The following is a 24,531-nucleotide window of genomic DNA, read 5'->3' as shown; positions in this document are numbered from 1 at the left end:
AGCGAAGAACATGGCAATTTTAGAAACCAAAGAGATGACGTATTACTACCAAGATGGTGAGAATCGTCGGAAGATTTTAGATAAAACCAATATCTCCTTTGAAAAGGGTAAATTTTACACGATTTTAGGGAAATCAGGCTCAGGAAAGACCACCTTTCTTTCCTTGATCAGCGCATTGGATCAACCAACTGATGGGGAAGTATTTTTTGAAGGAAAAAATATCAAAACGATCGGCTATGAAGAGTATCGCCGCAACAAGATCAGTTTGATTTTTCAAAGTTACAACTTGATCCCTTATTTGACGGCATTAGAAAATGTCCTTGTTTCGATGGCGATCTCAGACAACAAGCTTCCCGATCAACACGATCAAATTGCGTATCGCTTGCTGGATTATATCGGAATCACCTCCACGAAAGCCGATCGTTTCGTCAATCAGCTCTCCGGTGGGGAGCAACAGCGGGTCGCTATCGCTCGCGCCTTAGCGACCAATGTTGATATCATTTTAGCCGATGAGCCGACGGGAAATTTGGATGAAGGCATGGAGCAAGAAATCGTGGATATTTTTAAAGATTTAGCTACTTTACACAACAAGTGCATCATCGTAGTGACGCATTCGACTGAAATTGCCAAGCAGTCGGATCAGACATTTTATTTGAAAAAAGGTGCGTTGACGGCCTATGAGTGATTTTTTATCGAAGTTTGAAGAAGAACCGAAAGAGCCAGACAAGGAATCAGCTACAGCTAAAGCACCTTCTTCCCGTGCTTCCCGCAAAGAAAAAGGTTCAGCTTCCTTAGAAGAGGGGATCGAACACGATCCCTCCTTCAAAAAGAAACGGCGGAAAAAACGACTGCTGGGGCTTGGTGCGTTACTCGGGCTACTTCTACTCAGCGGCTTTTTATTTTTCCAATTGGCGTACGTCCGACTGGATAACTTTGTGGACAAAGAGATCTCAGAAGTCAGGGAATGGGCGGCGGAACATGATCTTGCGATCGATGTGACGCCTGCCTATGATGAAGCCCCAGCCAATCAAGTGATCGCCCAAGAAGAAGCCGCCAGAAGTCGAGTCAGAAAAAGAAGCACCCTGCATCTAACGGTGAGCCAAGGCCCAGATCCAGAAGAGAAATTGGCATTGCCAGACTTTATGGAAATGACGAGGGACGAGGCAGCAGAGTGGATCGAAAAAAATCAAGCCAGCAATTTGACGATCGTCGATGAATACCACGATGAGATCGAGGAAAAAGCACCGATTCGAGTAGAATTTACCAATAAAGAAGTCTCGCAAGAAAACTATCATCGTCGAGATGTCGGACGAGTCTTTTATTCCAAAGGCGAAGAAACCTTTGAAAAAGATATTGAAGTACCAGACTTTCGTGATAAAACCCGTGCAGAGGTAGAAACATGGGGGAAAGCCCATGAGCTGGAGCTTGAAATCAAAGAACAGGCTTCGGATACTGTGGAAGAAGGCAAAGTCATTGAACAAAGCGTGGCACCAAAAGAAAAAATCGCGAAACGGGATGCGTTTCAAGTAACGATTTCCCTAGGGAAAGGGGTCACCGTCCCTGACTTTTCAACGATTTTACCAGATGATGCCCAGGCCGCTGTTGAGGGGGTCACTGTGCGGATGCGGATGCAGTTTACTCAGAGTCTGCCCTACGGACAATTGATCTCGCAAAGTGAGACCGCCGGGACCGTCTTAACCAGCAAAGATGACCAAGGCATTGAAGTTGTCTATTCGGCAGGTCAACCGTATATCAAAGATTACCGTCGAAGCGAGCTCCTTGAAGGGGATCTGCAAAAACTCTTCTTTGATGAATTCCGTTCAAAAGGGGCGAACATCAGCTATCAAGTCCGTTATGTCAATTCAGCAGAACCCTACGGGACAATCGTGGGGATGAGCAAGTTCAATCAGTTTTTACCGTTAGAAGATACGATCACCTTCGATATCAGCTTAGGCAATCAGACAGCCCCAGCGGCTACTGATCCAGAATAGCCGAGCGGATTTATCGATGACCTGCAAAAAGGAGGAAACCCATGCGTCATCAAGAGAATTTTCAAGACCTTAGGAAAAAGCTGTTTGTCTTTTTGTTAAGCGGTATGGTAGCATTGTTGCTACACATGTGGATTCATCAATCCAGCGAACACGTGCGGATCGTTTCAACAGAACGGTTTATTGGAGAACAATTGGAATGATCCTACAGGAATGATTGTGCTGACCGAAAAGTGATTGAAAAAAAGAAATGATGAGTGTAAAAGGGGGACTGACCGATGCGGATCTTATTCGTAGAAGATGAGCCATCGATCGCAGAAGCGGTTGCCAGCTTATTGAAAAAACAGCATTATTCCGTTGATTTGGCGTATGATGGCGAGACTGGGTTGGACTACGCAGCAAGTGGGGTGTATGACCTTCTCGTTTTGGATATCATGCTGCCAAAAATAGATGGGATCACATTGCTAAAGACGTTACGCAAGCAAAATATTCGCACGCCGATCATTATGTTGACGGCCAAAAGCGAAGTTGATGACAAAGTGCTCGGCTTGGATGCAGGGGCAGATGATTACTTGACGAAACCCTTTCAAATGAAAGAGCTGCTGGCACGGATTCGTTCATTAAGTAGAAGAAAAGACTTGGATTATCAAGAAGACCAGTTAGCATTTGGCAACGTGGTCTTGGCGCGTAATGAGCTGCAGTTGGCTACGACGACCAATCAAGTGGTGCTGTCACCCAAAGAAATGAAACTGATGGAGCTATTTTTATCCAGACCTAAAGTGATTTTATCAAAAGAAACCATCATCAATAAGATTTGGGGCTTTGATCCCGATGTGGAAGAAAACCGCGTTGAGATCTATGTGTCTTTACTGCGGAAAAAACTGACGCTGCTTGAAGCGGATATCGGCATTCGCACGATCCGCAATGCGGGGTATATTTTGCAGAGCAAGGAGCCGCCATGTTAAAAAAATTACGGAACAAAATGCTGTGGTTTAATATGGCGTTGATCTCAATCATTGTCTTAGGTGCCTTTACCTTTATCTATATTTTGAATGCCACCCAAATTGAAAACGAGATCCAATCATTGATCTCGCAAGAAGCCAACACCTTAGCTGCGGTACCGTTGGATGAGGAGGAGACCCGACAGTCACTGACAGACCCAGAGTATCCAATGATATTGACCATCACGAATAGTACCAGTGAGTTCAGAGAGATCGCTCTAGTCGACGTGGATCAAATGGATGTCGTGATTCAAAGTATTGATGAGGGTGTCGATGAGAGTGATCTTTATGAAGCCTTGGTCGATGCCGCAACGAAACAAGAGGAGATTCCCAATGAAGTGAAGGTAAATGACCGAGACTGGCGGTATGCGCTCTTTTTGGTGACTTCCTTTAGTCATTATTCGATCAATCATGATTCGACGGGGGAATATTCCACCAGTATCAATAATTACGAGCCATTTTATCAAGTGCTGTTCTTTGATGTCACCGACTACAAAACCAGTCTAAGCAACTTAAGAACCACGCTTTTGCTCATCGGGGTCTTAGCCTTAGCCAGTATTTATATCGCTAGCTTTTATGTCGCCAATCGAGCCTTACGACCAGTTGAGCTGGCTTGGCGCAAACAAAAAGAGTTTGTTTCTAACGCTTCCCATGAGTTGAAAACACCACTGGCGATCATTCAAGTCAATGCTGAGGTATTAGCTGGCAGTCCAGAAGAAACCTTGGAAAGCCAAATGAAATGGCTGGAAAACATCCAGTTAGGTTCCGAACGGATGGATGAGCTAGTAAATAGCTTATTGATGCTGACCAAATTCGAAAGTGCCGAGCAAGAAGTCGTGCGTTCGGTGATCGATGCCAGTCAAGTCGTGCAAAGTGTTTATCAAAGCATGGAGGCCATTGCACTGGAAAAAGGGATCCACTATCAGGAACAGATCGCTAAACAGGTGAGTCTTGAAAGCAATGAGCAAGCCTTGCGGCAATTGACCATGATATTGGTAGACAATGCCTTGAAATATACACCTACTGGAGAAACCGTCACAGTGGCACTCGTTGAACGCCAACGAAAAACGGTGCTGCAAGTCTCTAACAGTGGTTGCCCGATCCCTGAAGAAAAAATTCCCTATGTCTTTGATCGCTTTTACCGCGGGGATCCTTCTCGCAACCATCAAGACGGTGGCTATGGGTTAGGTTTAGCCATCGCCAAAGCCATCACAGAAATGCTGCAGGCGCAAATCAGTTTGACGGTGGATCAAGACGGCGTCAATCACTTTGAAGTTTCATTTCATTGAAAAATGAGCTTTACCGTTAGGAAATAAAAGATATGTCGCTGCGCTCATCAAATCTTTTGCCGCATTTCGAGAAAGTCTCGCTTTCTCGAAATGCGGCTATTTATGCAGCAAAACGCATTTTTTAGGAGAAGGGGACACCAAGGGGAAAAAGTTTTTTTATTTCTCCTTGCAATTTTCACAAAGTTCGGCTATGATAGGTGTGTAATCGGTTACACAGGAGGGGAGCAACATGCCAACAATTAAAGATGTCGCCAATTTAGCTGGACTTTCCGTGGCGACAGTTTCAAGAGCCATGAATGGGACTGGCTATGTGAGCGAAAAAGCCCGTGAGAAAATCCATCAGGCGATCAATGAATTGAATTATTCCCCCAATGAAGTCGCACGTTCGCTGTATCAGAAAAAGTCAAAATTGATTGGTTTGCTACTTCCTGATATATCCAACCCGTTTTTTCCGCTAGTAGCCAAAGGCGTCGAAGACTTTCTACAAAAAAAAGGCTATCAAGTCATCCTTGGCAACATTCAAGAAGACAATGAGAAAGCCAATGAATATTTACGTGCGTTTGAGCAAAACAATGTGGCGGGGATTCTTTCCGCTGTCGAAAATAAAAATCGTACCCAAAGCAATATTCCGACGGTCGTCTTGGATCGGATCGATCAAGATGTCGAATATGGGGTTTATTCGGATGACCTTCAAGGCGGCGAACTTGCTGCTGAAGCGATCTTAAAAGGTGACCCCAAAAAGGTAGTCGTGATTGCTGGGCCTGAATCTGTCACCCGTGCTCGGGATCGTTTATTGAGTGTTGAATACACATTGAAAAAAGCACAAGTTCCTTATGCACTAGTGAAATCCACATCCTTTCTCTTAGAGGATGCGACCTTGACAGCGAAACAAGTTTTTTTAGAACATCCCACTGTCGATAGTGTGATTGCCCCAAGTGATACCCATGCGATTGCCATCATGCAAGAGGCTTATCATCATGGCGTAAAGATCCCAGAACAACTTCAAGTGATCGGCTATGACGATATTCCCATCAGTAAATTGGTGGTGCCACGCTTGACGACGATCCATCAGCCTGCTTATCAAGTAGGTTACAAAGGAGCAGAAATGCTCTTTGCATTGATCAACGATCAATTTATTGAACAGAAAAAAATCATCCTTCCTGTTCATTTAGAAGAAAGAGAGACAGTAAGAAATGGAGGAACGCCAATTGAATAAGATCATCGTCATTGGTAGTATGGCAACAGATTTTGTAGTCACTACGAAGGTGAAACCCAATCAAGGAGAAACGGTTTTTGGGGAAAAATTTGACACGAATTTTGGCGGCAAAGGAGCAAACCAAGCCATCGCCGCTAGCCGTTTAGGCGCAGAAGTAGCAATGCTAGGCCATGTAGGAACCGATCGCTTCGGAAATGAAATCGTCGAAAACTTAAACGTGAACGGCGTTTCTACGGAGAATGTGGAACCCGTTACACATTTTCCATCTGGTGCCGCGCATATCATTTTGCATGAAAATGACAATAGCATCATTGTCATACCTGGCGCCAATAATGCGCTTGATTTAGCTCGCTTTTCCGAAATAAAAGGAAACATCACAGAGGCTGATTTAGTGATTTTGCAAAACGAGATTCCCCAAGAAGCCAATGAAGCCATCATCGACTGGTGTTGGGAAGCAAAAATCCCTGTTTTATATAATCCAGCACCTGCGAGAAAGCTCAATCCGCGTATGTTATCTAAGGTGGGGTATCTGACCCCTAATGAACATGAGTTTAAGTTACTTTTCCCCAATCAAAAGCTTGCTGACGTTTTAGCAGCCTACCCTAATCGATTGATCGTTACCCTAGGTGCCAAAGGAGCGATTTTCCATAATGGGAAGTCCGAGGTCTTAGTTCCTGCCTTTCCAGTTGCTGCGGTCGATACTACGGGAGCTGGTGATACCTTCAATGGTGCATTAGCAGTAGGGATTTTAGCAGGTGTTCCCTTAGAAAACGCCATTGCCTTTGCCAACTTAGCAGCAGCAATCTCCGTCAAAGGATATGGTGCTCAAGGCGGAATGCCTACATTAAAGGAAATGAAGGAGAGTCCATTGTATGAAGAAGCATGGGGCATTAAATAGTGAGATCGACAAATTATTGGCGGATTTAGGCCACACCGATCAGCTTACGATCGGGGACTTGGGGTTGCCAGTACCCACAGGGGTGAAAAAAATCGATCTGGCATTAAAACTAGGTAGTCCGAGTTTTGAAGAGGTGTTATTAGTAATGCAACAAGAGATGGCAGTCGAGGCGATCGTTTTAGCAGAGGAAATAAAAACGGAGAATGCGGAGCAGTGGCAATTGATTCAAAAAACGTTCCCGAATGTTCCGATTCGTTTTGTTCCACATGAGGCATTCAAAGAAGAAACAAAGGAAAGCAAAGCCATTATTCGAACAGGGGAAGCGACACCCTATTCAAACATTATTTTACAAGCAGCCGTTATCTTCTAAAGAGACAGGAGGAAATCATGTGCAAGTCGAGATGAGCAATATTGAGAAATCCTTTGGGAAGAATCAAGTGTTAAGAGATGTCTCACTAACATTGTACCCTGGAGAAATCCATGCCCTAATGGGAGAAAATGGGGCAGGCAAGTCAACGTTGATGAACATTTTAACTGGGTTACATGCCAAAGATGCAGGGACGATTTTGATCGATGGCAAAGAAACGAACTACGCCGATCCGAAGGAAGCCGAACAAGCCGGTGTGAGCTTTATCCATCAAGAAATGAATAACTGGGAACAGATGACTGTGTTGGATAACTTGTTCTTGAATCGGGAATTGAAAACCACCTTTGGGCTACTAGATACGAAGAAAATGGCAAGCAAAGCGCAGGCAGTCTTTGAACAGTTAGGGATTCAGATCCCCCTTCAAAAAGAAGTGGATGAACTTTCAGTCGGGCAACAGCAAATGATCGAGATCACGAAAGCGCTGATGACTGATGCCAAGGTGTTGATCATGGATGAACCGACTGCTGCCTTGTCGGATAAGGAAATTAATAATTTGTTTCAAATCATTCGTCGCTTGAAAGAAAACGGCGTAGCGATCGTTTATATCTCTCACCGAATGGAGGAGATTTTCAAAATAAGTGACAAGATCACTGTGATGCGGGATGGTCTATCGATCGATACGAAAAAGACGGAGGATACGACGATGGAAGAGGTCGTGAAGAAAATGGTCGGTAGAGAGTTAGCTGATTATTATCCAGAAAAACAAGCGCAGATCGGTGAAGTCGTTTTTGAAGTAAAAAATTTAACAGCAGCTTCTAAAGTTTACCAAGGCATCAATTTTCAAGTCAGAGCAGGTGAGATCCTTGGGTTCTCAGGTTTAATGGGTGCTGGACGCACAGAAGTCATGCGAGGAATATTTGGTTTAGATGAAATTGAAAGCGGTACCTTAATCGTCGAAGGGCAAGAAGTGAAAAACTCTTCGCCTTCAAAGGCAATCGCCAATGGCTTTGGCTTTCTAACAGAAAATCGGAAAACGGAAGGCTTGGTCTTAGACTTTTCCCTGACCGATAATATCAGTTTGCCCAGCATTGATAATTTTGTCAAAACAGGCATGGTCGATAGCAAGACTGAAGCCAGTTTCGTTGCGTTAATGATCGAGCGCTTACGCATCAAAACGATGAGTGCCCAGAATTTAGCCAGCGAGCTTTCTGGTGGAAATCAGCAAAAAGTGGTTTTGGCGAAGTGGATCGGTGTCGGACCAAAAGTATTGATTTTAGATGAACCGACACGCGGAGTAGACGTAGGTGCCAAACGAGAGATTTATCAGCTGATGAATGAGTTAGCGGAACGTGGTATTGCGATTTTGATGGTTTCTAGTGATCTACCAGAAGTGCTAGGTGTCAGCGATCGCATCATTGTTTTACACGAAGGAAAAATATCAGGGGAACTCTCTCGGCAAGAAGCCACACAAGAGAAGATCATGACGTATGCGACAGGAGGAAACTAATATGGAAAAAAGTGGTATGAAAACAAAACAACTCTCGGAATCAATTAGTAAATTGGGACCTTTACTCGCTTTGATTGCTCTAGTGGCTGCTGTCACTGCCTTAAATCCAAGCTTTTTATCACCCAGTAATTTGTTGAATCTTTTGCGGCAAGTCGCAGCGAATGGCTTTATTGCATTTGGAATGACCTTTGTCATTTTGACTGGGGGCATTGATTTGTCTGTAGGGTCCACCTTGGCACTTTCCAGTGCCTTGACAGCAGGAATGATGGCCAATGGGGTGTCACCTTTAGTCGCTATTTTGATTGGGTTACTAAGTGGAGCGATCCTTGGTGCGTTGAATGGACTACTGATTTCAAAAGGAAAAATGGCGCCGTTTATCGCAACCTTAGCAACGATGACGATCTATCGGGGCGCTACCTTAGTGTACACCAATGGAAATCCAATCACTGGACTAGGTGACAGCTTTCTATTCAGCTTTATTGGTCGTGGGTATCTTTTCGGGATTCCTTTTCCAGTCGTATTGATGTTTCTCGTGTTCTTTCTTTTGTTCTTGTTGCTTCATCGCACCGCCTTCGGACGAAAAACCTATGCCATCGGTGGCAATGAAAAGGCCGCTTTTATTGCTGGGGTGAAAATCGATAAGATAAAACTGATCATTTATTCGATCTCTGGATTGATGGCTTCAATCAGTGGCATGATCATCACTTCTAGGCTGAATTCTGCGCAACCAACAGCAGGGCAAGCCTATGAGATGGATGCGATTGCAGCAGTCGTTTTAGGTGGTACGAGCTTATCTGGTGGAAGAGGCAGAATTTTTGGCACGTTGATCGGGGCATTGATCATTGGTACGTTGAACAATGGTCTAAATCTATTGGGTGTCTCAAGTTTTTATCAACAAATCGTTAAAGGGATCGTGATCGTAATTGCAGTGTTACTGGATCGGAAAAGGAAATAAAAAATAGGAGGATCTATTATGAAAAAAATGTTTTTATTGGCAGCAGGCTTATTGGTACTTTCTGGATGTGGAGCGGCAACATTGGACAACGGCGGCAGTAGTGAGACACAAAGTGAGGAAAAAGCAGCTTCAGAATTGACAGTTGGTGTATCGATCTCCACCCTCAATAACCCATTTTTTGTTTCCATGCAAGAGGGGATCAATCAATTGGCTGAGGAAAATGACACCGATGTACGCTTTGTTGATGCCCAAGATGATACTGCCAAGCAAAGCAATGATATTGATGATTTGATCCAACAAGGCGTGGATGTGCTTTTGATCAATCCCGTTGATTCTGCTGCTATCGTCCCAGCTGTTGAAGCCGCTAATAATGCCAACATCCCAGTTATTGCCATCGACCGTAGTAGCGATGGAGGAACGCTTTTGACGACGGTTGCCTCCAATAACGAAGAAGGTGGAAAAATGGCAGCAGAATTTATTCTCGAACAATTAGGGGAAAACGCAAAAGTGGTAGAACTTGAAGGCGTCCCTGGCGCTTCTGCAACCAGAGAGCGAGGAAAAGGCTTTGATGATTATGCCAAAGACAAACTAGATGTTGTTGAAAAGCAATCCGCAAACTTCAATCGAGCAGAAGGATTAACGGTTATGGAAAATATCCTCCAAGCCAACAATGACATTCAAGGCGTCTTTGCTCAAAACGATGAAATGGCTTTAGGGGCAGCCGAAGCGATGGGAAACCGAGAAGGCGTAGTGATTGTCGGGTTTGACGGTACTGAAGACGGACTCAAAGCCATCGAAGAAGGTAGAATGACGGCAACGATCGCTCAAAAACCAGAAGAAATGGGCCGCCTTGCATTGCAGGCAGCGTTTGACCATTTCCAAGGAAAAACAGTCGCTGAACAAATCGATTCACCATTAGAGTTGGTGAAAAAATAGGTAGACGCTCAATGCAGTTCCTACTTTCAACATCGAAAGCCCCTCTTTGGCTGACCATTCAGGTCACCAAAGAGGGGCTTTCTTTCATGTGTGGCGTTTCGTTTACTTGTTGCTGGTTAAATCCAATAAGCGGTCTTTCAAGTCTTCTTCTAGATGACCCAATTCCACTTCGGCAGCACGACGTTTTTCTTTTCCTTCTTTTTGGATCCGTAATGTTTCTTGGATCGTTTCCACAAGGTCGTTTTGTGTTTTTTGCAAGGTTTCGATATCGACGATGCCGCGCTCGTTTTCTTTCGCTGTTTCAATAGCAGAAACTTTCAACATTTCTGAGTTTTTCTTCAATAGATCATTGGTGGTCTCAGAAACTTGGCGTTGTGCCGTAACTGCATCTTTTTGACGCAATAAAGTCAAGGCAATGACCACTTGGTTTTTCCATAGTGGGATCGCTGTATTGACAGAAGCTTGGATTTTTTCTGCTAACGCTTGGTTCGTGTTTTGGATCAGGCGAATTTGCGGTGCCTGTTGGATCGTGATTTGACGTGCCAAGCGCAAGTCATGAGTCCGTTTGTCTAAACGATCAAGAAATTGCGTGTAATCGTTGGCGATCTGTACGTCCATTTGATCATTCGTTTCTTCTGCTTTTTTCATGGCTTCAGGAATGATTTTGGTTTGCAATTCTTGCATCTTCAACTCGCCAGCGGCAATGTAGATGTTCAATGCATCAAAGTAATCTTTGTTCTTTTGATACAACTGTTCCAACATCATGTTGTCTTTTAGCAAACCGTCTTTTTCTTTATCCAATTTGACGGCGATCTTGTCGATTTGGGCACCGATTTTTTGGTATTTAGCGGTGATTTCAAAAATGGATTGTTTTACTTTACCAAACATTCGCTTGAATAAGTTGCCTTCCCCTGCACGCAGTTCGTCTGGATTGGCTTCTTGCAAGCGATACATCAACTCCGTTAATGAGTCGCCCACAGGGCCGATATCAGCTGCTTGGACATGGTTCAACATGGATTGGGAAAACTCTCCAAGTTTGGTTTGGGCAGCTGCACCATAGGTGATGACCGCTTGCTGGTCGGTCGCATCGATCTTGCTGGCTAATTCTTGGGCCTGTGCTTGACGCTCTGGCGGTAATTTATCAATCAAACGCGGTGCCGTTTGCTGTTCTTTCAGCTGACTGATTTCCGCTTGTTGAGTGGTGGTCAAAGTGTCGACAGGGGTTGAAAATGGGTTGTTCAATAAATCGTCAAGCGTATCCGTTACGGGTTTTACTTGATTTGGTGTTTCACTCATAATAACTCCTCCTAATAATTGTCTGCTTTCGAAAAAAATCTAGCCTGGGCTAGATTTTTTTTAGATTCTTTTCTTGTTGCCAATCAGAATCTATCCCTATTCATTATCTCGTTTTATGCTTTGTTTGGCAATGGATAACTCAACATCCATGTCATCAAGATCGTCTGCTACAAATTGGGAGTAGTCTTTGGCGATCAAGGAAGCCATTTGCTCGATGATTTGGGTGCTTTCCTCGATTTTATCATAGGTCTCACGACTTTTGATCTCATGGCTATTGATTTCAATGAACTTATCGGTCAAATCGACCATGTTGGGCAAGTGTGTATAAAGGAAATGACTTGCCAAAGGCAGTTTGGTCGGTTCTTTCACGAGTTCTTTGAAAAGAGCTTTTGAGGCACGCAAGGCATCGTGACGCAAGTCAATGGCTTTTAACTTGTTATTGCTAGTGATATTTTTTTGGTATTTATCGATTTGGTGTTTCGTCTGATTCATCGTTTCACGGAACAATTCGATCTCACGAGCAGTCATTCCGCTTTTCAAGTAATGGGCTTCTCGTTCTCTCGTTAAAGAAGGCAAAACTTGTGGATCGGCTGCTGGAACTTTACGCCCTCTAATACCGACGTAGACTAAAATCGCACCGACGATTAATAATAGGCTCGCAAATGAATCGCCTACTACGTTAAAAATAATACTGATGAGGACGATCGCACCAACGATCAGCCAGATGTTTTTTTTCATTTTTCCTCCTCCTAAAAATCTCTTGGACAAGTAGATTGGGTTATTCGACATCTTTATTTTAGCATGTTCACTAAAAGAAAAATATCAGACTTGGGGTGGATTTTCCGATTTTTAGTAAATTCATAAGCTTTCTTGCTATTTCTTAAGAAGATATTTTTTCTAAATTATGCTAAAGTGTTTGATAGATAAGACGTATGAGGAAAGTTAGGTGTCGATAGATGTTAGAATTTAAAGATTTTGAAGAAAAAACGATCCAACGGAATGAAATTTTCCATGGCAAGATCATTGATGTGGTCGTTGATGATGTCTCCTTGCCAAATGGCGGGACCAGTAAACGCGAACTAGTCTTTCACCCTGGTGGTGTTGCCGTGATCGCCTTGACAAGTGAGAACAAAATGCTGTTCGTTCGTCAATTCAGAAAACCGTTAGAGCGAGTGATTTTAGAGATACCAGCAGGAAAAATCGATCCAGGAGAAGGTGCTCGTCCAGATTTGACTGGCGCCCGGGAATTAGAAGAAGAGACTGGCTATCGTGCAAAAACGCTGGAGCACGTTTCTTCTATGTACCTTTCACCAGGCTTTGCTAATGAGCTCTTGCACGTCTATTATGCCAAAGAGCTGGAAAAAGTGACAAATCCCTTACCGCAAGACGAAGATGAAGTGCTGGAAGTCTATGAATTGACCTTAGAGCAAGCACAAGCCGCTATCGCTGATGGAACGATCTGTGATGCGAAGACCGTGTTTGCGATCCAATTTTGGGAGTTGCTGGAATTGAAACGGAGGAACGGACTTGCCTAAAGAACCATTGATCACCCGCAGTGAGCTTCGACGCAGACGCGAAGAAGAACAAGCGGCAGCTGAACGCAATCAGCAAATCGTAGAAAAGCAAAGCAAGAAAGAATGGAAACAAAAAGAAAAACAAATTGATAACCACTACCGAAAAGTGCGCAAGAAAAACAAAGAAATCACGAAGACCCGTGCCGGTGAGAACCAGAAATCTCGGGATCTGAACCGTTTTTTAATGAAAGCCATTGTGATCGTCACTTTATTGTTAGTCGTCGTTGGTTTAGCGATCTTTTTGTTGTGATTCATCTAGTACTAAGAAAAAGCCGCCCCTGCATCTTCTGCAAGTGCGGCTTTTTTGTTATTCGGTCGGCTTTTTCAAAATAGCTAAAAACATGGCAGCTGGCTGATTCATGAACAAATGATCCGCTTCATGAAAAACGGTAAAGGAAGTGGCAGTAAACCCAGTCGTCTCTGCCAGTTGAGTCAATGCGGCAGGATCGAACCCATTATGAACCAGCGGGTGAGACACGGCGGGATTTTTGAGAAAATCCACTAGATAAAAGGTTCCTCCTGGCTGTAGCAAGTCGTATAGTTTTTCCATCATAGCGGCTGTGTCAGGAATATGCAGCAAGACGAGAGATAGCAGCACCGCGTCTGCTTTTGCTTGTAAGGATTCTTGCAGCAGATCGTGGACAGTTGCAGAAGCATTGGCCAGCTGCAGTTGGTTGATTTTTTTTTCAGAAACCTCGATCATGTTAGGGGCAGTATCCCAGATGGCTAAGTGCTGGACATAAGCTGCTAAGGGCAGACTTACTAGGCCGGTACCGCCGCCGATATCGATCAGAGTTTGATGCTGGTTGTCTTTAAAATAAGGTTCAAGGGTTTGGGTGACTAATTGTGCTAACGCGATCCGTTCAGGGGTATCGTATTTTGCTGCCATGGCGTTGAAAATTTCAGACATAAGTGCCTCCTTTTATAATGACAAAAAACTGTTCGTTTCGTCAAAACTAGTTTATCATGAAAGAAGAAAAACACGTCAGTAGATACGTGGGAATTTCTGTTGTTTTTCATTTTAAAGGATGAAAAATAAACGAGAAGTAGGAGGCAAACACATGAAAATTGGTATTATTGGTGCAATGGAGGAAGAAATCAAGGCGTTGCGGGAACAGTTGATTTCACCGCTTTCTTGGGAACGCGGCGGCGCACTATTTATTTCAGGAAGTATCGGCAATCATGAAGTGATCGTCGTTCGTTCAGGTATCGGCAAAGTTCTGGCATCGATCACCACTAGTTTATTGATCCAACAATACGGGGTCAATATGGTGATCAATACTGGATCAGCTGGTGGGATCGGTGCCGGTTTACAAGTAGGGGATTTAGTGATCTCAGATAAAGTGGCCTATTTTGATGTCGATGTGACGGGCTTTGGTTATGAATATGGCCAGCTGCCTGGTGGGATGCCTTTGTATTATGAAGCCAGCCGCTATTTGATCAGTGAGATGACGAAAGCCGCAGAAGCGACTCATCATACCGTGAAAAAGGGACTGATCGTTACCGGTGACAGCTTCATTCATGACCCGCAAAAAGTACAGGAGATTTTAGGACATTTTCCAGATGCCTTGGCTTGTGAGATGGAAGGCGCCGCGATCGCACAGACCGCGCAGCAATTCAATATTCCTTTCTTGATCGTGCGCGCGATCAGCGACACCGCCGACCACGCAGCAACCGTCTCTTTTGATGAGTTTATCTTAGAAGCTGGCAAGCGTTCCGCTGAAATGGTGTTGGCATTCGTTGAAACATTAAAGTAACTTAAAAAACAGGGGAGCCGATTCGTAAGAGGAGGAAGAAAGCATGAGAGCATTACTATCCATTGATTATACGTTTGATTTTGTTGCAGATGAGGGACGATTGACCACGGGTGCTGCTGGGCAAGCGATTGAAGCTGCCTTAGTGGCTCGGACGCAAGCCTTTATCGAAGCCGGTGAGTATGTCGTTTTTGCCATTGATCGTCATGAGGAAACAGACAACTATCATCCTGAAAACCGCTTGTTCCCACCCCACAATCTTGCGGGCAGTGCGGGGCGACATCTCTACGGCCGTCTAGCACCGCTTTATGAAAACTATCAGGAAGCGCCAAATGTCTATTGGATCGACAAGCGTCATTACTCCGCGTTTAGCGGTACCGACTTGGACATCCGTCTGCGGGAAAGAGGGATTACGGAATTGTACCTGACCGGCGTTTGTACCGACATCTGTGTCTTGCATACAGCAGTGGATGCCTATAATTTAGGCTACCAACTGGTGATCGATGCAGATACCGTTGCCAGCTTTGACGCGGTCGGACATGAATGGGCACTACGCCATTTTGAAAATACCCTAGGCGCGAAAATCATTTCTGCAAAGGAGGAAGCATAAATGGGATGGATGGATCAATTAAAAGCAAATTTCAGTTTCAGTGAACTGACTAGCCTTTATCAAGCGTATCAAAAAGGGGATCTTGATGTAAAGGCGTTGTTGAACAATGACTTCTTACAAAAGTATACGGATTTTCAGAACTTGGATGAGTTTATGGCTAAATTAGGCATCCAGAATGAAAACCAAATCTTCGACTTTCTAAAAGACCGCCCCAATCGGCAAAAAGCCGATCAAGTCGTCAATGAGCATTCCCAATTTGATTCTGTGATCAGTATGATGAAAAAAGCTTTACAGAAATAAACAACGATAGAAGAAGGAGCCTTCGAAAATCAATTGATTTTCGAAGGCTCCTTCTTTATATATTAATTGGTGGGTTATGTAACAAATTGATTTTTATTTGCTACCACATACCCCAATTATTAAGCTGTCTAAAGTTTAGCCGGCTGTTTCGCGTACCCGCTAAAGTATTGATGGCAGCAAGATCAATAATAGATACGTACATTGTCGCCATAGCGGTAACATACATGGTAGCGATTCCCGCTATCCCAATTGGATTTGCACCCAGGAGTAAAAGAAAGACAGAGTCTAAAACGGTGTCATACATCCCTTTTATAGCCTTTTTCGAAGCTTGATCAATGGTTTCTTGTGTATCGATCATCTTGGAAATTTCTTCCATGAATTTTTCTGGGGAGTTTATGGATTCTAATGAAAATTTTTCTTCAGTGAAATATTCAAAGAGGTCCTCGGCAATAGACTTCAATTCATCAGCGTTCTTATATCCCGCAATGGATTTTTTTACGTTAGAGACATGATTTTTAAGGTTGTAGATATCTAGATTTGAAAAATAATCTTTAAGACTAGTTACCGCATTATAAGATGATAACGCAAAATTCAAGTACTTGGCTCCCGTAGTGGTTCTAAGAAAGGCATTGTAAGCGTTGGTGTCATTGAAGGTGTAATACTCAGGGTAGTAACGAAGGGGAAGTCTGTCACCCACCAGCCCAGCATTGCGCTCATAATCATGCACATCAAAATAATAAAGCATAAATGTGTGCATAAGTTGATCATTGGTGGGATTGTTCCCGTAAATTCTAGTGGCAAATTGTTTGACTTTAGGAAACTCAAAAGGAACGACCGGCGTAACAGCTGGTAAATTTCTTTCTGAACGCTCCTCTGCTGGCAATAGTGACTGGTACTGTAAATTTTCAAAATCGATACTCGTATTAGCAAAGATTTCCAAAGATAAACCGATTTCTACTAGCTCTTCTTCAAGGGCGACCAATAGATTCGCTTTTTCGTAATGGTCATCAGGAACATCTGCAAAATTGCCACTCTCACTGACAGCATATGCCGTGATTGGTGAGAAAAAACCACTCAGTAAAACGACAAGTAACAATATAACTGAATATTTTTGCTTCATTTCAATTCCTCCTCATAATTAAAGTTTGACAACACGTGTTATACAAGTTAAATTTATCATATAAAAAGACAAAAATTAGTTATTTTATTTAAATTTGATTAATTTGTTTAAAAAATGTAGGATTAGTTATTTCGTCTTAATTTTTGGAGGTATCCCTAAGCAGATAACCTTGCTTACTAAAAGAGGAGGGAAGTGAAAAAATTCAAGATATTCGACGATGATACAACTAAAGGAAAATTGTATGCTTTGATTGATTATCTAGTGATCACCTCAGCCCTTTGTTTTAGTGCATATCATTCTTTTCCGCTTACGATTCCTAAGTATTTACATATTCCGGGGACGAACGAGTATATGGTAGGTGGCTTATTTAGCGTATTAATGTCCTACTCTCTTTATAAGACCTATTTGTTGAATGCGCATAAAAACATTCCTAAAGAAAAAAAACATAGTATAGAAATCAGCTTTTTTCTCGGTTTACTCGTCTCTTTTATTTTGCTTTTATTCAGATCAGAAAGCTTAATTAATCATTTGCTTTTTCGAAACCAACTACCTTTGGAACAGATTATGTATCACTTAGATCGATTGTATTTTCTCAATCTACGTATGTTACTGTTCGCTTTGATACGGTGTTTATTCGCTTTTGACTACTATCAAGCCTTTTATTACAAAAAAAGAAAATGCTACATGGGCTATATTTATGTATACAGCTTTTTATTTCTAGTAGGAGGTGCACTCTTCTATATGTGGATCATGTCCATAAACTTTTTATTTCGCAAATAGTGTCTTCGGAGTTTACGTCCATACCTCAGTGCCATAGGAAAAGTTTTTTCAAAAATATACTCATTTATGAATAGAATAGGGGGCTTTGTATTGGGGAAAACGGATCAAGTGACGTTATACAAGCGAAAAGGAAAAATCTATTCCATCATTGATCATATAATTATGGGGGCTGCAATATTATTTGAAACATATCATAGCTCCCCAATTAGACCTATAATTCGTGGGAGATCAGATATTCGTGGGATTGGGTTGTCGGCTGTGAGCGCAATGGTGTTTTTGCTAGCTTGGGAGACAACTTTAAGTTTGAACCGTCATGAGCTTGTTCCTGAATACAAAAAGCATATCGCTGGAATTGAGCACGTTTTCTTCTTCTTGGTTGGTTTTTTTATCTTGATTTTCACTGCCGATCCCTTGATTGGTTTACTATCTCGAACGATACCGGTAGAGAAAATCACCTATCATCTGGAACGGCTCTACTTTCTTCATTTTTTTATGATGTTCTATATTTTGTTGCGGTGTGTATTGGCATTCGATTATTATCAAGCCTTTTATTATGAAGATAAAAAATGCAGGATGTATTATGTCTTGCTTTGTTTTTTCGTGGGCGTAGGTGTCATTCGTATTCTTCGTGCAGCTCTTACTTAATTTTTCTCATTTATTCACCCCTTCTAAAAGAATCCATTAGCAAAAGACAAGACTCAGCTGATTAAAAGATTGTCTTTCAATCGAATAAGTTTGTTACAGGATTGCTTTATTTAAATTGTGAGGAGGTTTTTAATGTATTGAAAAAAAGATATCAACCCCTTGATAGTGATCAGCGAAAAGGAAAAATCTATTCCATCATTGATCATATAATTATGGGGGCTGCAATATTACTTGAAGCATATCATAGCTCCCAAATTTGGCCTCGTAGATTATCGATTAGACCTATAAGAACTCTTGGAAATTCAGATATTCGCGCAATTGGGTTGACAGCTGTAACCGCAATGATACTTTTGCTAGCCTGGAATACAACTTCAAGTTTAAACCGTCATGAGCTTGTTCCTGAATACAAAAAGCATATCGCTGGAATTGAGCACGTTTTCTTCTTCTTGGTTGGTTTTTTTATCTTGATTTTCACTGCCGATCCCTTGATTGGTTTACTATCTCGAACGATACCGGTAGAGAAAATCACCTATCATCTGGAACGGCTCTACTTTCTTCATTTTTTTATGATGTTCTATGTTTTGTTGCGGTGTGTATTGGCATTCGATTATTATCAAGCCTTTTATTATGAAGATAAAAAATGCAGGATGTATTATGTCTTGCTTTGTTTTTTCGTAGGCATAGTTATCACTCGTGTTCTTCTAGGGGTTCTTTCGTTAGTTGTCTCGTTCATCTATCACTTCTAAAAAATCCATTAGCAAAAGACAAGACTCAGCTGATTAAAAGATTGTCTTTCAATCGAATAAGTTTGTTACAGGATTGCTTTATTTAAATTGTGAGGAGGTTTTTAATGTGTTGAAAAAAAGATATCAACCCCTTGATAGTTATCAGCGAAAAGGGAAGATCTATTCCATCATTGATTATGTAATCTTTGGGAGCGCAATAATTTTTGAGAAATATCATAGATTCCCACTCAGGCCTTATAGACCCCCAATCAGACGTATTGGAACTCTTGGAACTTCAGATATTCGAGAGATTGGGTTAACGGCTGTGAGTGCAATGATTATGATACTAGCCTGGAATACAACTTCAAGTTTAAACCGTCATGAGCTTGTTCCTGAATACAAAAAGCATCTCGCTGGAATTGAGCACTTTTTCTTCTTCTTGGCTGGTTTTTTTATCTTGATTTTCACTGCCGATCCCTTGATTGGTTTACTATCGCGAACGATACCGGTAGAGAAAATCACCTACCATCTGGAACGGCTCTACTTTCTTCATTTTTTTATGATGTTCTATGTTTTACTGCGGTGTGTATTGGCATTCGACTATTATAAAGCCTTTTATTATGAAGATAGAAAATGCAGGATGTACCATGTCTTGCTTTGTTTTTTCGTAGGCATAGGTATCATTCATATTCTTCTGGGGGTTCTTTCGTTAGTTGTCTCGTTCATCTATCACTTCTAAAAAATCCATAGCAAAAAGACAAACCCTAGCTATCTATGGTTTGTCTTTTTCTTACGCTATTGTTTACCAGATCTGCACACGATCTTCTGGTGCACGGTACATAGGGTCACCAGGTTTGATATCAAAGGTTGTATAGAATTCATCGATATTTTGAACTTGGATATTGGCACGTAGTTTCGCTGGTCCGTGGACATCGATCGATAGTAAGAGCTGTTGGTATTGTTCTTTGGCTTTTGTACGCCAGATCTTCGCCCAATTGGTGAAGAAGTCTGCTAAAGAAACATCGCTTTCTTTTTGCGCTGCTTCTAGCGCACAGCTTAGTCCGCCTGCATCGGCGATGTTTTCAGAAACAGTCAACGTTCCATTTACGGTACCGCCGGCAAAGGGCAGTCCATCAAACTCGTCGATCATCGCTTGAGCTAAGCGTTCAAAGTGGGCCAAATCTTCCTCTGTCCACCAATTGTTTAAATTACCATATTCATCAAATTTTGCCCCGTTGTTGTCAAAGGCGTGGGAGATCTCATGAGCAATGACCGCACCGATCCCCCCATAATTTGCGCTGGTGGATTGTTCCAAACTATAAAAAGGTGCTTGTAAGATTGCCGCTGGGAAAACGATCACGTTTTTAAATGGGTGATAGTAGGCATTCACGGTAGCGGCGGACATTTCCCATTCCTCGCGATCCACGGGCTGCTGCCATTTTTTGAAGGCATCTTCTCGGAACAAACGATTGAAATGCAGGGCATTTGCCAGCAGACTTTTCTCTTCATCGGTATGCAATTGGTCATAAATGGCAGGAACTTGATCAGGGTACCCGACATGGATGCCTAAACGATTCAATTTGATGATCGCTTTTTGGCGGGTTTCTTCACTTAACCACGTGTTGTTGCGCAAACGCTCTTGGTAGACAGCAATCATTGTTTCCACCATGTGTTTGACGTCTTTTTTCGCCGTTTCCCCAAAGTATTTGCGTCCATAATAATCACCGATCACTTGATTAAAATGACCCATCGTTAAGTAATAAGCCGCTTTTTGTTGGGGAGCCGCTTCATCGATCCCTGATAAGTAGCGGCTGTAGGTTCCGCCTAACTGACGCAATTCTTCACTCAGATAGCTAGTATAGCGCAAGCTTTGGTTGACGATCATCCAGCCTTTCAAGAGTTCAAAATGGCTATCAGAAACAATAATGTCAAAGGCTTCAAAGTAAGCGGGTTCCGTTACGATCAGCTCTTCGGGTGTCCCTGGTAAAAGGGCCGTCAAGAGTTGTCTAAAATCGATCTTGCTGGCTTGCTTTGCAAATTCTTCCAAGGAGCGAGGATTGTAATTTTTGCTATAATCCGCACTTTCTTCCGCACTGCGGACGTGAGGGGCGATCAATTTATCAAAAGCGATCGCTTGCTCTACCAACGATTCCGCTTCTGCTTGGTCTTTTCCATAAGCAACTAAAACGTTGACGGCCATCTCAAAGTAGACTTGCAGCATTTCGCTTGCTTGGGGATTTTCTGTGTAATAAGTTTTATCCGGCAAAATAGTAGCAGGCGGATAGACCGACAAAGTATTCATTTGCGCATTTTTCATGTCTGCATCGACATCTAGTTGGAAAGGCAAGGCAATGCCCTCTAAAACGAAACTTGCCAGTTGCTGATTCAATTCCTCATAAGAACGCAACGCTTCGATTTTTGCTAATAGTGCATTTGCTTCAGTAGCGCCCGCTGCCTCTCGTTGGGCAAAATCGCTGGCTAAGCGGTAAAAAGCCACAGCATCCTTCATGCGGCCTTTTGGCGTAGCATGGGGATCGTGTGCCATATTTTCAAATTCTGCGATCATTAAGGAATCGATTCCGTCAACGAGATCTTGGAATCCACCCGTAGCGGGTTTATCTGCTGGAATAACAGCGGTCTCCAGCCACTCGCCATTTACATAGTCATAAAAATCATCTTTTAACAAGGTTGTCATGTCTTTCGCTCCTCTCGCTTTCTACTATTATGAAACAAAATCTGTAAGGACGCAAAGAAAAGTTTTCTAGACGAAAAAGGGTTTTGATCCAAGTAGGAGGAGAATCTAAGGTATAATAAGAAAAAAGGCAGGTGAACGAGATGGAACAAGTAGAGTGGAAAGGGATCGCCGAAGAGCGGTTTCGTCCGTATAAGCAGTGGGTCACTCCTTCAGGGTATTTATGCGGCACCTATGCGGCAGCCGTCTTTTTGGCCTACTATCAAGATTACATCGATGAAACGATCATCCCGAAAGCGTTTCGTAGAAAAAAACAGCGGGATCTGACAGTAGTGACGGAAATGCTGCGGGTGCTGATTCAGCCTCATGGGTTGCCGACGATCGCTTGGCAGGTCAGTCATGGATTGACTCGGTTTTTCGATCAATTCCAATTGCCTTACCGCGGACGTGCGACTGTTGTTGGCGGCTGGCATCGAGCGTGCAAACGAATCGATGAAGGCAAACCGGTGATCATCGGTATTTTGAAGCCTTTAGGCAGCACGTATGGCAATCATTGGGTCGTGGCTTACGCCTACGCTGAAACCGCCAGCGGAGAACGCTATTTTAAAGTTCATGACAACTGGGGCAACTACAAAAAAGTGATTCCCGCCAGTTGGGTAAACGGTACCGTCACACTTCCTTGAACGAGACGGTTAAAAAAACAGTCACTTTGTGCTAGAATAGAAGAAAACAACCACATTCATTGGAGGCAATCATGGGCGAAAGTTATAAAGATAGTTCGTTGAAAATTTTTAGTTTAAATGGAAATTTACCATTAGCAGAAAACATTGCGAAAGTTTTCGGTACAGAACTAGGGAAGTCAAAAGTGACACAGTTTAGTGATGGAGAGATTGCCATCAATATCGAAGAAAGTGTGCGGGGCGACCATATTTATATCATTCAATCGACGAATGAACCCGTCAATGATCACTATTTAGAGCTATTGATCATGATCGATGCGATGAAACGGGCTAGTGCGAAGACCATCAATGTCGTTTTGCCTTATTACGCATATGCACGGCAAGACCGAACCGCCAACCCGCATGAGCCGATCACTGCAAAATTGATTGCCAATATGCTGGTGGAAGCAGGGGCTTCTCGAATCTTGACGCTTGATTTGCATGCCGTCCAAGTTCAAGGATTTTTCGACATCCCAGTGGATAATCTCTTTACGATCCCATTGTTTGCCCATTACTATCGCGAACAAAAAATGACCGGTGACGACTATGTCGTAGTTTCACCAAAAAACAGCGGTGTCCAACGGACCCGTAGTTTGGCAGAATACTTAGATACAGCGATCGCGATCGTCGATCAAGATGAAGCCGATGGCGGCTATGTGATCGGTGATGTCGTTGGGAAAAAATGTATTTTGGTTGATGACATTTTAAATACCGGCCATACATTGGCAAAAGCGGCAGACTTGTTGAAGGAAGCTGGTGCCAGCGAAGTGTATGCTTGTGTCTCTCACGCCTTGCTTTCACCGCCTGCTAAAGAAATTTTGGATCAATCAGCGATTGAAAGTATTTGTGTCACCGATTCTTGCTGGACTAGCGAAGAACGCCATCCAGAAAAACTGCACTACATTTCTTGTGCTGAATTGATGGGGGAAGCCGTTCGCCGCATTCATGAAAATACACCAATGAGTCCATTGTTCCGCCTGGAAAGCAAAGAGTATAAATAATAATATGAAAAGCACCCGCTATCCTTAGGGACAGCGGGTGCTTTTGCATGTAAGGGGAAGTGGATCAGACCCAGCGAATCAGTTCAACTGGTTGCGGTTTAAGACCGTTTCTCGTTTGATCAGCTTATGTGGTACGACCAGCTGTACGCCGTTTGAATCTTCGTGATTCAATTGCGCCATCAGCCGTTCGGTAGCGATTTTTCCTAAGGACAACACGTTGATATCGATACTAGTCAAATACGGATGGGTCAAAGTAGCAAAGATCGAATTGTTGAAACTGATGATGGATAAGTCGTCGGGGACTTTGTAGCCATACATCGTTGCTAATTGAATGATCCGCACAGCGAACAGATCATCGATCACGACGATGGCTGTTGCTTGGGATTCTTTGATCGTTTCTTCAAACGTGACGTAATCTTCCGCTTTTTCAAAGGTCAATGCTGGATAAAAGGGGAGATTTGCCAGCATCATGGCTTTTTGGTAGCCGAAGAAACGCTCGAAATACAGGTTTTCATGGGTCGTATTGGTAGCAAATAATATCTTCGTATGCCCTTGGGCGATCAGATGCTCAGTTGCTTGCTTGCCTAACAACTGGTTGTCATTATCGACAAAAACGATTTTGTCTTCATTGCTGTATGGTTGACCAATCAAGGTAAAAGGGACTTCTTTTTCGACCAGATAGTCGATGATGGGGTCTTTTTCATCGGAATAGACCAAGATAAAGCCATCTACTTGTTTTTGCAGGTGCATCCGTTCCACGTTTTTTAGTAATGTAGCAAAGTCACGGGCGGAGGCAACTGCAACCGTCATTTGATGATGGCGGGCCTCTTCATTGATGGCTTCGATCGTTTCTAAATAAAAGGGGTTTCCTAGTCGTTCTTTCGAATCAAGAGGCGGCAAGATCACGCCAATGGCACTGGATATCTGTTTGCCGAGATTTCGAGCCGCAAGATTGGGGACATAGCCCATTTCTGCCATTACTTTGCGCACTTTCTTCTTGGTATCTTCAGAAATGCTGGGATGATCGTTTACGACACGAGAAACCGTGGATGTAGCGACGCCAGCCTTTTTGGCGACATCTTTGACCGTAATGCTCACTGATTTCCCTCCTTTTTTAGCTTATAGTATCACAAAGTGTCGGCACAAGGGTAGAGCCAA

Annotated in this window: 27 protein-coding genes; 21 read left to right on the top strand and 6 right to left on the bottom strand. The window is 43.0% G+C overall.

Annotated features, from left to right (window positions below):
* Nucleotides 1-10 precede the first annotated feature (10 nt).
* The 11 genes from ACTW1R_RS14790 to ACTW1R_RS14740 all read left to right on the top strand — a co-directional run bounded on the left by ACTW1R_RS14790 (nt 11) and on the right by ACTW1R_RS14740 (nt 10,157).
* The gene (locus tag ACTW1R_RS14790; protein WP_087628070.1) at nt 11-685 is read left to right on the top strand and encodes an ABC transporter ATP-binding protein; all 675 of its coding nucleotides are present in this window, start codon (nt 11-13) and stop codon (nt 683-685) included.
* Nucleotides 678-1,991 carry a PASTA domain-containing protein gene (locus ACTW1R_RS14785; protein WP_005227808.1) on the top strand — a complete coding sequence of 438 codons (1,314 nt, stop codon included), beginning with the start codon at nt 678-680 and terminating at the stop codon, nt 1,989-1,991. Before ACTW1R_RS14790 ends, ACTW1R_RS14785 begins: the two co-directional genes overlap by 8 nt.
* 41 nt (nt 1,992-2,032) lie before the next feature.
* Nucleotides 2,033-2,191: a hypothetical protein gene (locus tag ACTW1R_RS14780; RefSeq protein ID WP_005233508.1), complete on the top strand. Its 159-nt coding sequence runs from the start codon at nt 2,033-2,035 to the stop codon at nt 2,189-2,191.
* A gap of 75 nt (nt 2,192-2,266) precedes the next feature.
* Nucleotides 2,267-2,953 carry a response regulator transcription factor gene (locus tag ACTW1R_RS14775; protein ID WP_015510460.1) on the top strand — a complete coding sequence of 229 codons (687 nt, stop codon included), beginning with the start codon at nt 2,267-2,269 and terminating at the stop codon, nt 2,951-2,953.
* A complete protein-coding gene (locus ACTW1R_RS14770; RefSeq protein ID WP_087628069.1) occupies nt 2,947-4,278 on the top strand; it encodes a sensor histidine kinase in 1,332 nt (443 codons plus the stop codon). Before ACTW1R_RS14775 ends, ACTW1R_RS14770 begins: the two co-directional genes overlap by 7 nt.
* A gap of 229 nt (nt 4,279-4,507) precedes the next feature.
* The gene (locus ACTW1R_RS14765; protein WP_060792557.1) at nt 4,508-5,494 is read left to right on the top strand and encodes a LacI family DNA-binding transcriptional regulator; all 987 of its coding nucleotides are present in this window, start codon (nt 4,508-4,510) and stop codon (nt 5,492-5,494) included.
* Nucleotides 5,487-6,392 (top strand): ribokinase, encoded by a 906-nt coding sequence (gene rbsK, locus ACTW1R_RS14760; RefSeq protein WP_034857599.1) that lies wholly within the window; start codon nt 5,487-5,489, stop codon nt 6,390-6,392. The genes ACTW1R_RS14765 and rbsK overlap by 8 nt, the downstream gene beginning before the upstream one ends.
* Nucleotides 6,367-6,762, top strand: a complete 396-nt coding sequence (rbsD, locus tag ACTW1R_RS14755; RefSeq protein ID WP_074934048.1) for a D-ribose pyranase — start codon at nt 6,367-6,369, stop codon at nt 6,760-6,762. Before rbsK ends, rbsD begins: the two co-directional genes overlap by 26 nt.
* A gap of 19 nt (nt 6,763-6,781) precedes the next feature.
* A complete protein-coding gene (locus tag ACTW1R_RS14750; protein WP_034857601.1) occupies nt 6,782-8,266 on the top strand; it encodes a sugar ABC transporter ATP-binding protein in 1,485 nt (494 codons plus the stop codon).
* Between the two features lies 1 nt (nt 8,267).
* Nucleotides 8,268-9,221: an ABC transporter permease gene (locus ACTW1R_RS14745; RefSeq protein WP_086337773.1), complete on the top strand. Its 954-nt coding sequence runs from the start codon at nt 8,268-8,270 to the stop codon at nt 9,219-9,221.
* A gap of 18 nt (nt 9,222-9,239) precedes the next feature.
* On the top strand, nt 9,240-10,157 hold the full coding sequence (locus ACTW1R_RS14740) for a D-ribose ABC transporter substrate-binding protein (RefSeq protein WP_016609995.1): 918 nt from the start codon (nt 9,240-9,242) through the stop codon (nt 10,155-10,157).
* Nucleotides 10,158-10,259: 102 nt separating this feature from the next.
* Here ACTW1R_RS14740 and ACTW1R_RS14735 read toward each other — a convergent pair whose 3' ends face one another.
* The gene (locus tag ACTW1R_RS14735; protein WP_005227814.1) at nt 10,260-11,453 is read right to left on the bottom strand and encodes a toxic anion resistance protein; all 1,194 of its coding nucleotides are present in this window, start codon (nt 11,451-11,453) and stop codon (nt 10,260-10,262) included.
* 96 nt (nt 11,454-11,549) lie between these two features.
* Complete coding sequence (locus ACTW1R_RS14730) at nt 11,550-12,191, bottom strand: 5-bromo-4-chloroindolyl phosphate hydrolysis family protein (RefSeq protein ID WP_010749055.1); 642 nt, start codon at nt 12,189-12,191, stop codon at nt 11,550-11,552.
* A gap of 218 nt (nt 12,192-12,409) precedes the next feature.
* Between ACTW1R_RS14730 and ACTW1R_RS14725 the strand changes: the two genes are divergently transcribed.
* Entirely contained in the window at nt 12,410-12,988 is a 579-nt protein-coding gene (locus ACTW1R_RS14725; protein WP_005227818.1) for an NUDIX hydrolase, read from the top strand.
* Complete coding sequence (gene macP, locus ACTW1R_RS14720) at nt 12,981-13,277, top strand: cell wall synthase accessory phosphoprotein MacP (RefSeq protein ID WP_005227820.1); 297 nt, start codon at nt 12,981-12,983, stop codon at nt 13,275-13,277. Before ACTW1R_RS14725 ends, macP begins: the two co-directional genes overlap by 8 nt.
* A gap of 57 nt (nt 13,278-13,334) precedes the next feature.
* On the opposite strand, the gene ACTW1R_RS14715 is transcribed toward macP, so the two are convergent.
* The gene (locus ACTW1R_RS14715) at nt 13,335-13,937 is read right to left on the bottom strand and encodes a class I SAM-dependent methyltransferase (RefSeq protein WP_087628066.1); all 603 of its coding nucleotides are present in this window, start codon (nt 13,935-13,937) and stop codon (nt 13,335-13,337) included.
* Between the two features lie 151 nt (nt 13,938-14,088).
* Here ACTW1R_RS14715 and ACTW1R_RS14710 point away from each other — a divergent pair, with 151 nt between their 5' ends.
* Genes ACTW1R_RS14710 through ACTW1R_RS14700 form a run of 3 tightly spaced genes read left to right on the top strand, consistent with a single transcriptional unit; the run spans nt 14,089 to nt 15,691 of the window.
* Nucleotides 14,089-14,784, top strand: a complete 696-nt coding sequence (locus ACTW1R_RS14710; RefSeq protein WP_005227823.1) for a 5'-methylthioadenosine/adenosylhomocysteine nucleosidase — start codon at nt 14,089-14,091, stop codon at nt 14,782-14,784.
* Between the two features lie 43 nt (nt 14,785-14,827).
* The gene (locus ACTW1R_RS14705; protein ID WP_074934050.1) at nt 14,828-15,391 is read left to right on the top strand and encodes a cysteine hydrolase family protein; all 564 of its coding nucleotides are present in this window, start codon (nt 14,828-14,830) and stop codon (nt 15,389-15,391) included.
* Complete coding sequence (locus tag ACTW1R_RS14700; protein ID WP_005227832.1) at nt 15,392-15,691, top strand: hypothetical protein; 300 nt, start codon at nt 15,392-15,394, stop codon at nt 15,689-15,691. It abuts the gene before it with no gap.
* A gap of 100 nt (nt 15,692-15,791) precedes the next feature.
* Here ACTW1R_RS14700 and ACTW1R_RS14695 read toward each other — a convergent pair whose 3' ends face one another.
* A complete protein-coding gene (locus ACTW1R_RS14695; RefSeq protein ID WP_167821407.1) occupies nt 15,792-16,811 on the bottom strand; it encodes a hypothetical protein in 1,020 nt (339 codons plus the stop codon).
* An 870-nt stretch (nt 16,812-17,681) separates the two neighbouring features.
* Between ACTW1R_RS14695 and ACTW1R_RS14690 the strand changes: the two genes are divergently transcribed.
* The 3 genes from ACTW1R_RS14690 (at nt 17,682) to ACTW1R_RS14680 (ending at nt 19,700) form a co-directional block, all read left to right on the top strand.
* A complete protein-coding gene (locus tag ACTW1R_RS14690) occupies nt 17,682-18,236 on the top strand; it encodes a hypothetical protein (protein WP_240935560.1) in 555 nt (184 codons plus the stop codon).
* 137 nt (nt 18,237-18,373) lie between these two features.
* A complete protein-coding gene (locus tag ACTW1R_RS14685) occupies nt 18,374-18,982 on the top strand; it encodes a hypothetical protein (protein WP_167821409.1) in 609 nt (202 codons plus the stop codon).
* Between the two features lie 106 nt (nt 18,983-19,088).
* A complete protein-coding gene (locus ACTW1R_RS14680; RefSeq protein ID WP_241655703.1) occupies nt 19,089-19,700 on the top strand; it encodes a hypothetical protein in 612 nt (203 codons plus the stop codon).
* 63 nt (nt 19,701-19,763) lie between these two features.
* Here ACTW1R_RS14680 and ACTW1R_RS14675 read toward each other — a convergent pair whose 3' ends face one another.
* On the bottom strand, nt 19,764-21,656 hold the full coding sequence (locus ACTW1R_RS14675; RefSeq protein ID WP_087628064.1) for a M13 family metallopeptidase: 1,893 nt from the start codon (nt 21,654-21,656) through the stop codon (nt 19,764-19,766).
* Nucleotides 21,657-21,796: 140 nt separating this feature from the next.
* Here ACTW1R_RS14675 and ACTW1R_RS14670 point away from each other — a divergent pair, with 140 nt between their 5' ends.
* Both ACTW1R_RS14670 and ACTW1R_RS14665 read left to right on the top strand, forming a co-directional pair.
* Nucleotides 21,797-22,336, top strand: a complete 540-nt coding sequence (locus ACTW1R_RS14670; RefSeq protein ID WP_005233534.1) for a C39 family peptidase — start codon at nt 21,797-21,799, stop codon at nt 22,334-22,336.
* Between the two features lie 71 nt (nt 22,337-22,407).
* Nucleotides 22,408-23,373 carry a ribose-phosphate diphosphokinase gene (locus ACTW1R_RS14665; RefSeq protein WP_010749060.1) on the top strand — a complete coding sequence of 322 codons (966 nt, stop codon included), beginning with the start codon at nt 22,408-22,410 and terminating at the stop codon, nt 23,371-23,373.
* 78 nt (nt 23,374-23,451) lie between these two features.
* On the opposite strand, the gene ACTW1R_RS14660 is transcribed toward ACTW1R_RS14665, so the two are convergent.
* Nucleotides 23,452-24,471 (bottom strand): LacI family DNA-binding transcriptional regulator, encoded by a 1,020-nt coding sequence (locus ACTW1R_RS14660; protein WP_005227844.1) that lies wholly within the window; start codon nt 24,469-24,471, stop codon nt 23,452-23,454.
* Nucleotides 24,472-24,531: the final 60 nt, after the last annotated feature.

The organism is Enterococcus sp. R12 (genome assembly GCF_058135755.1).
Note: the sequence above shows the minus strand (reverse complement) of the source record. Positions and strands in the feature narration are given on the sequence as shown.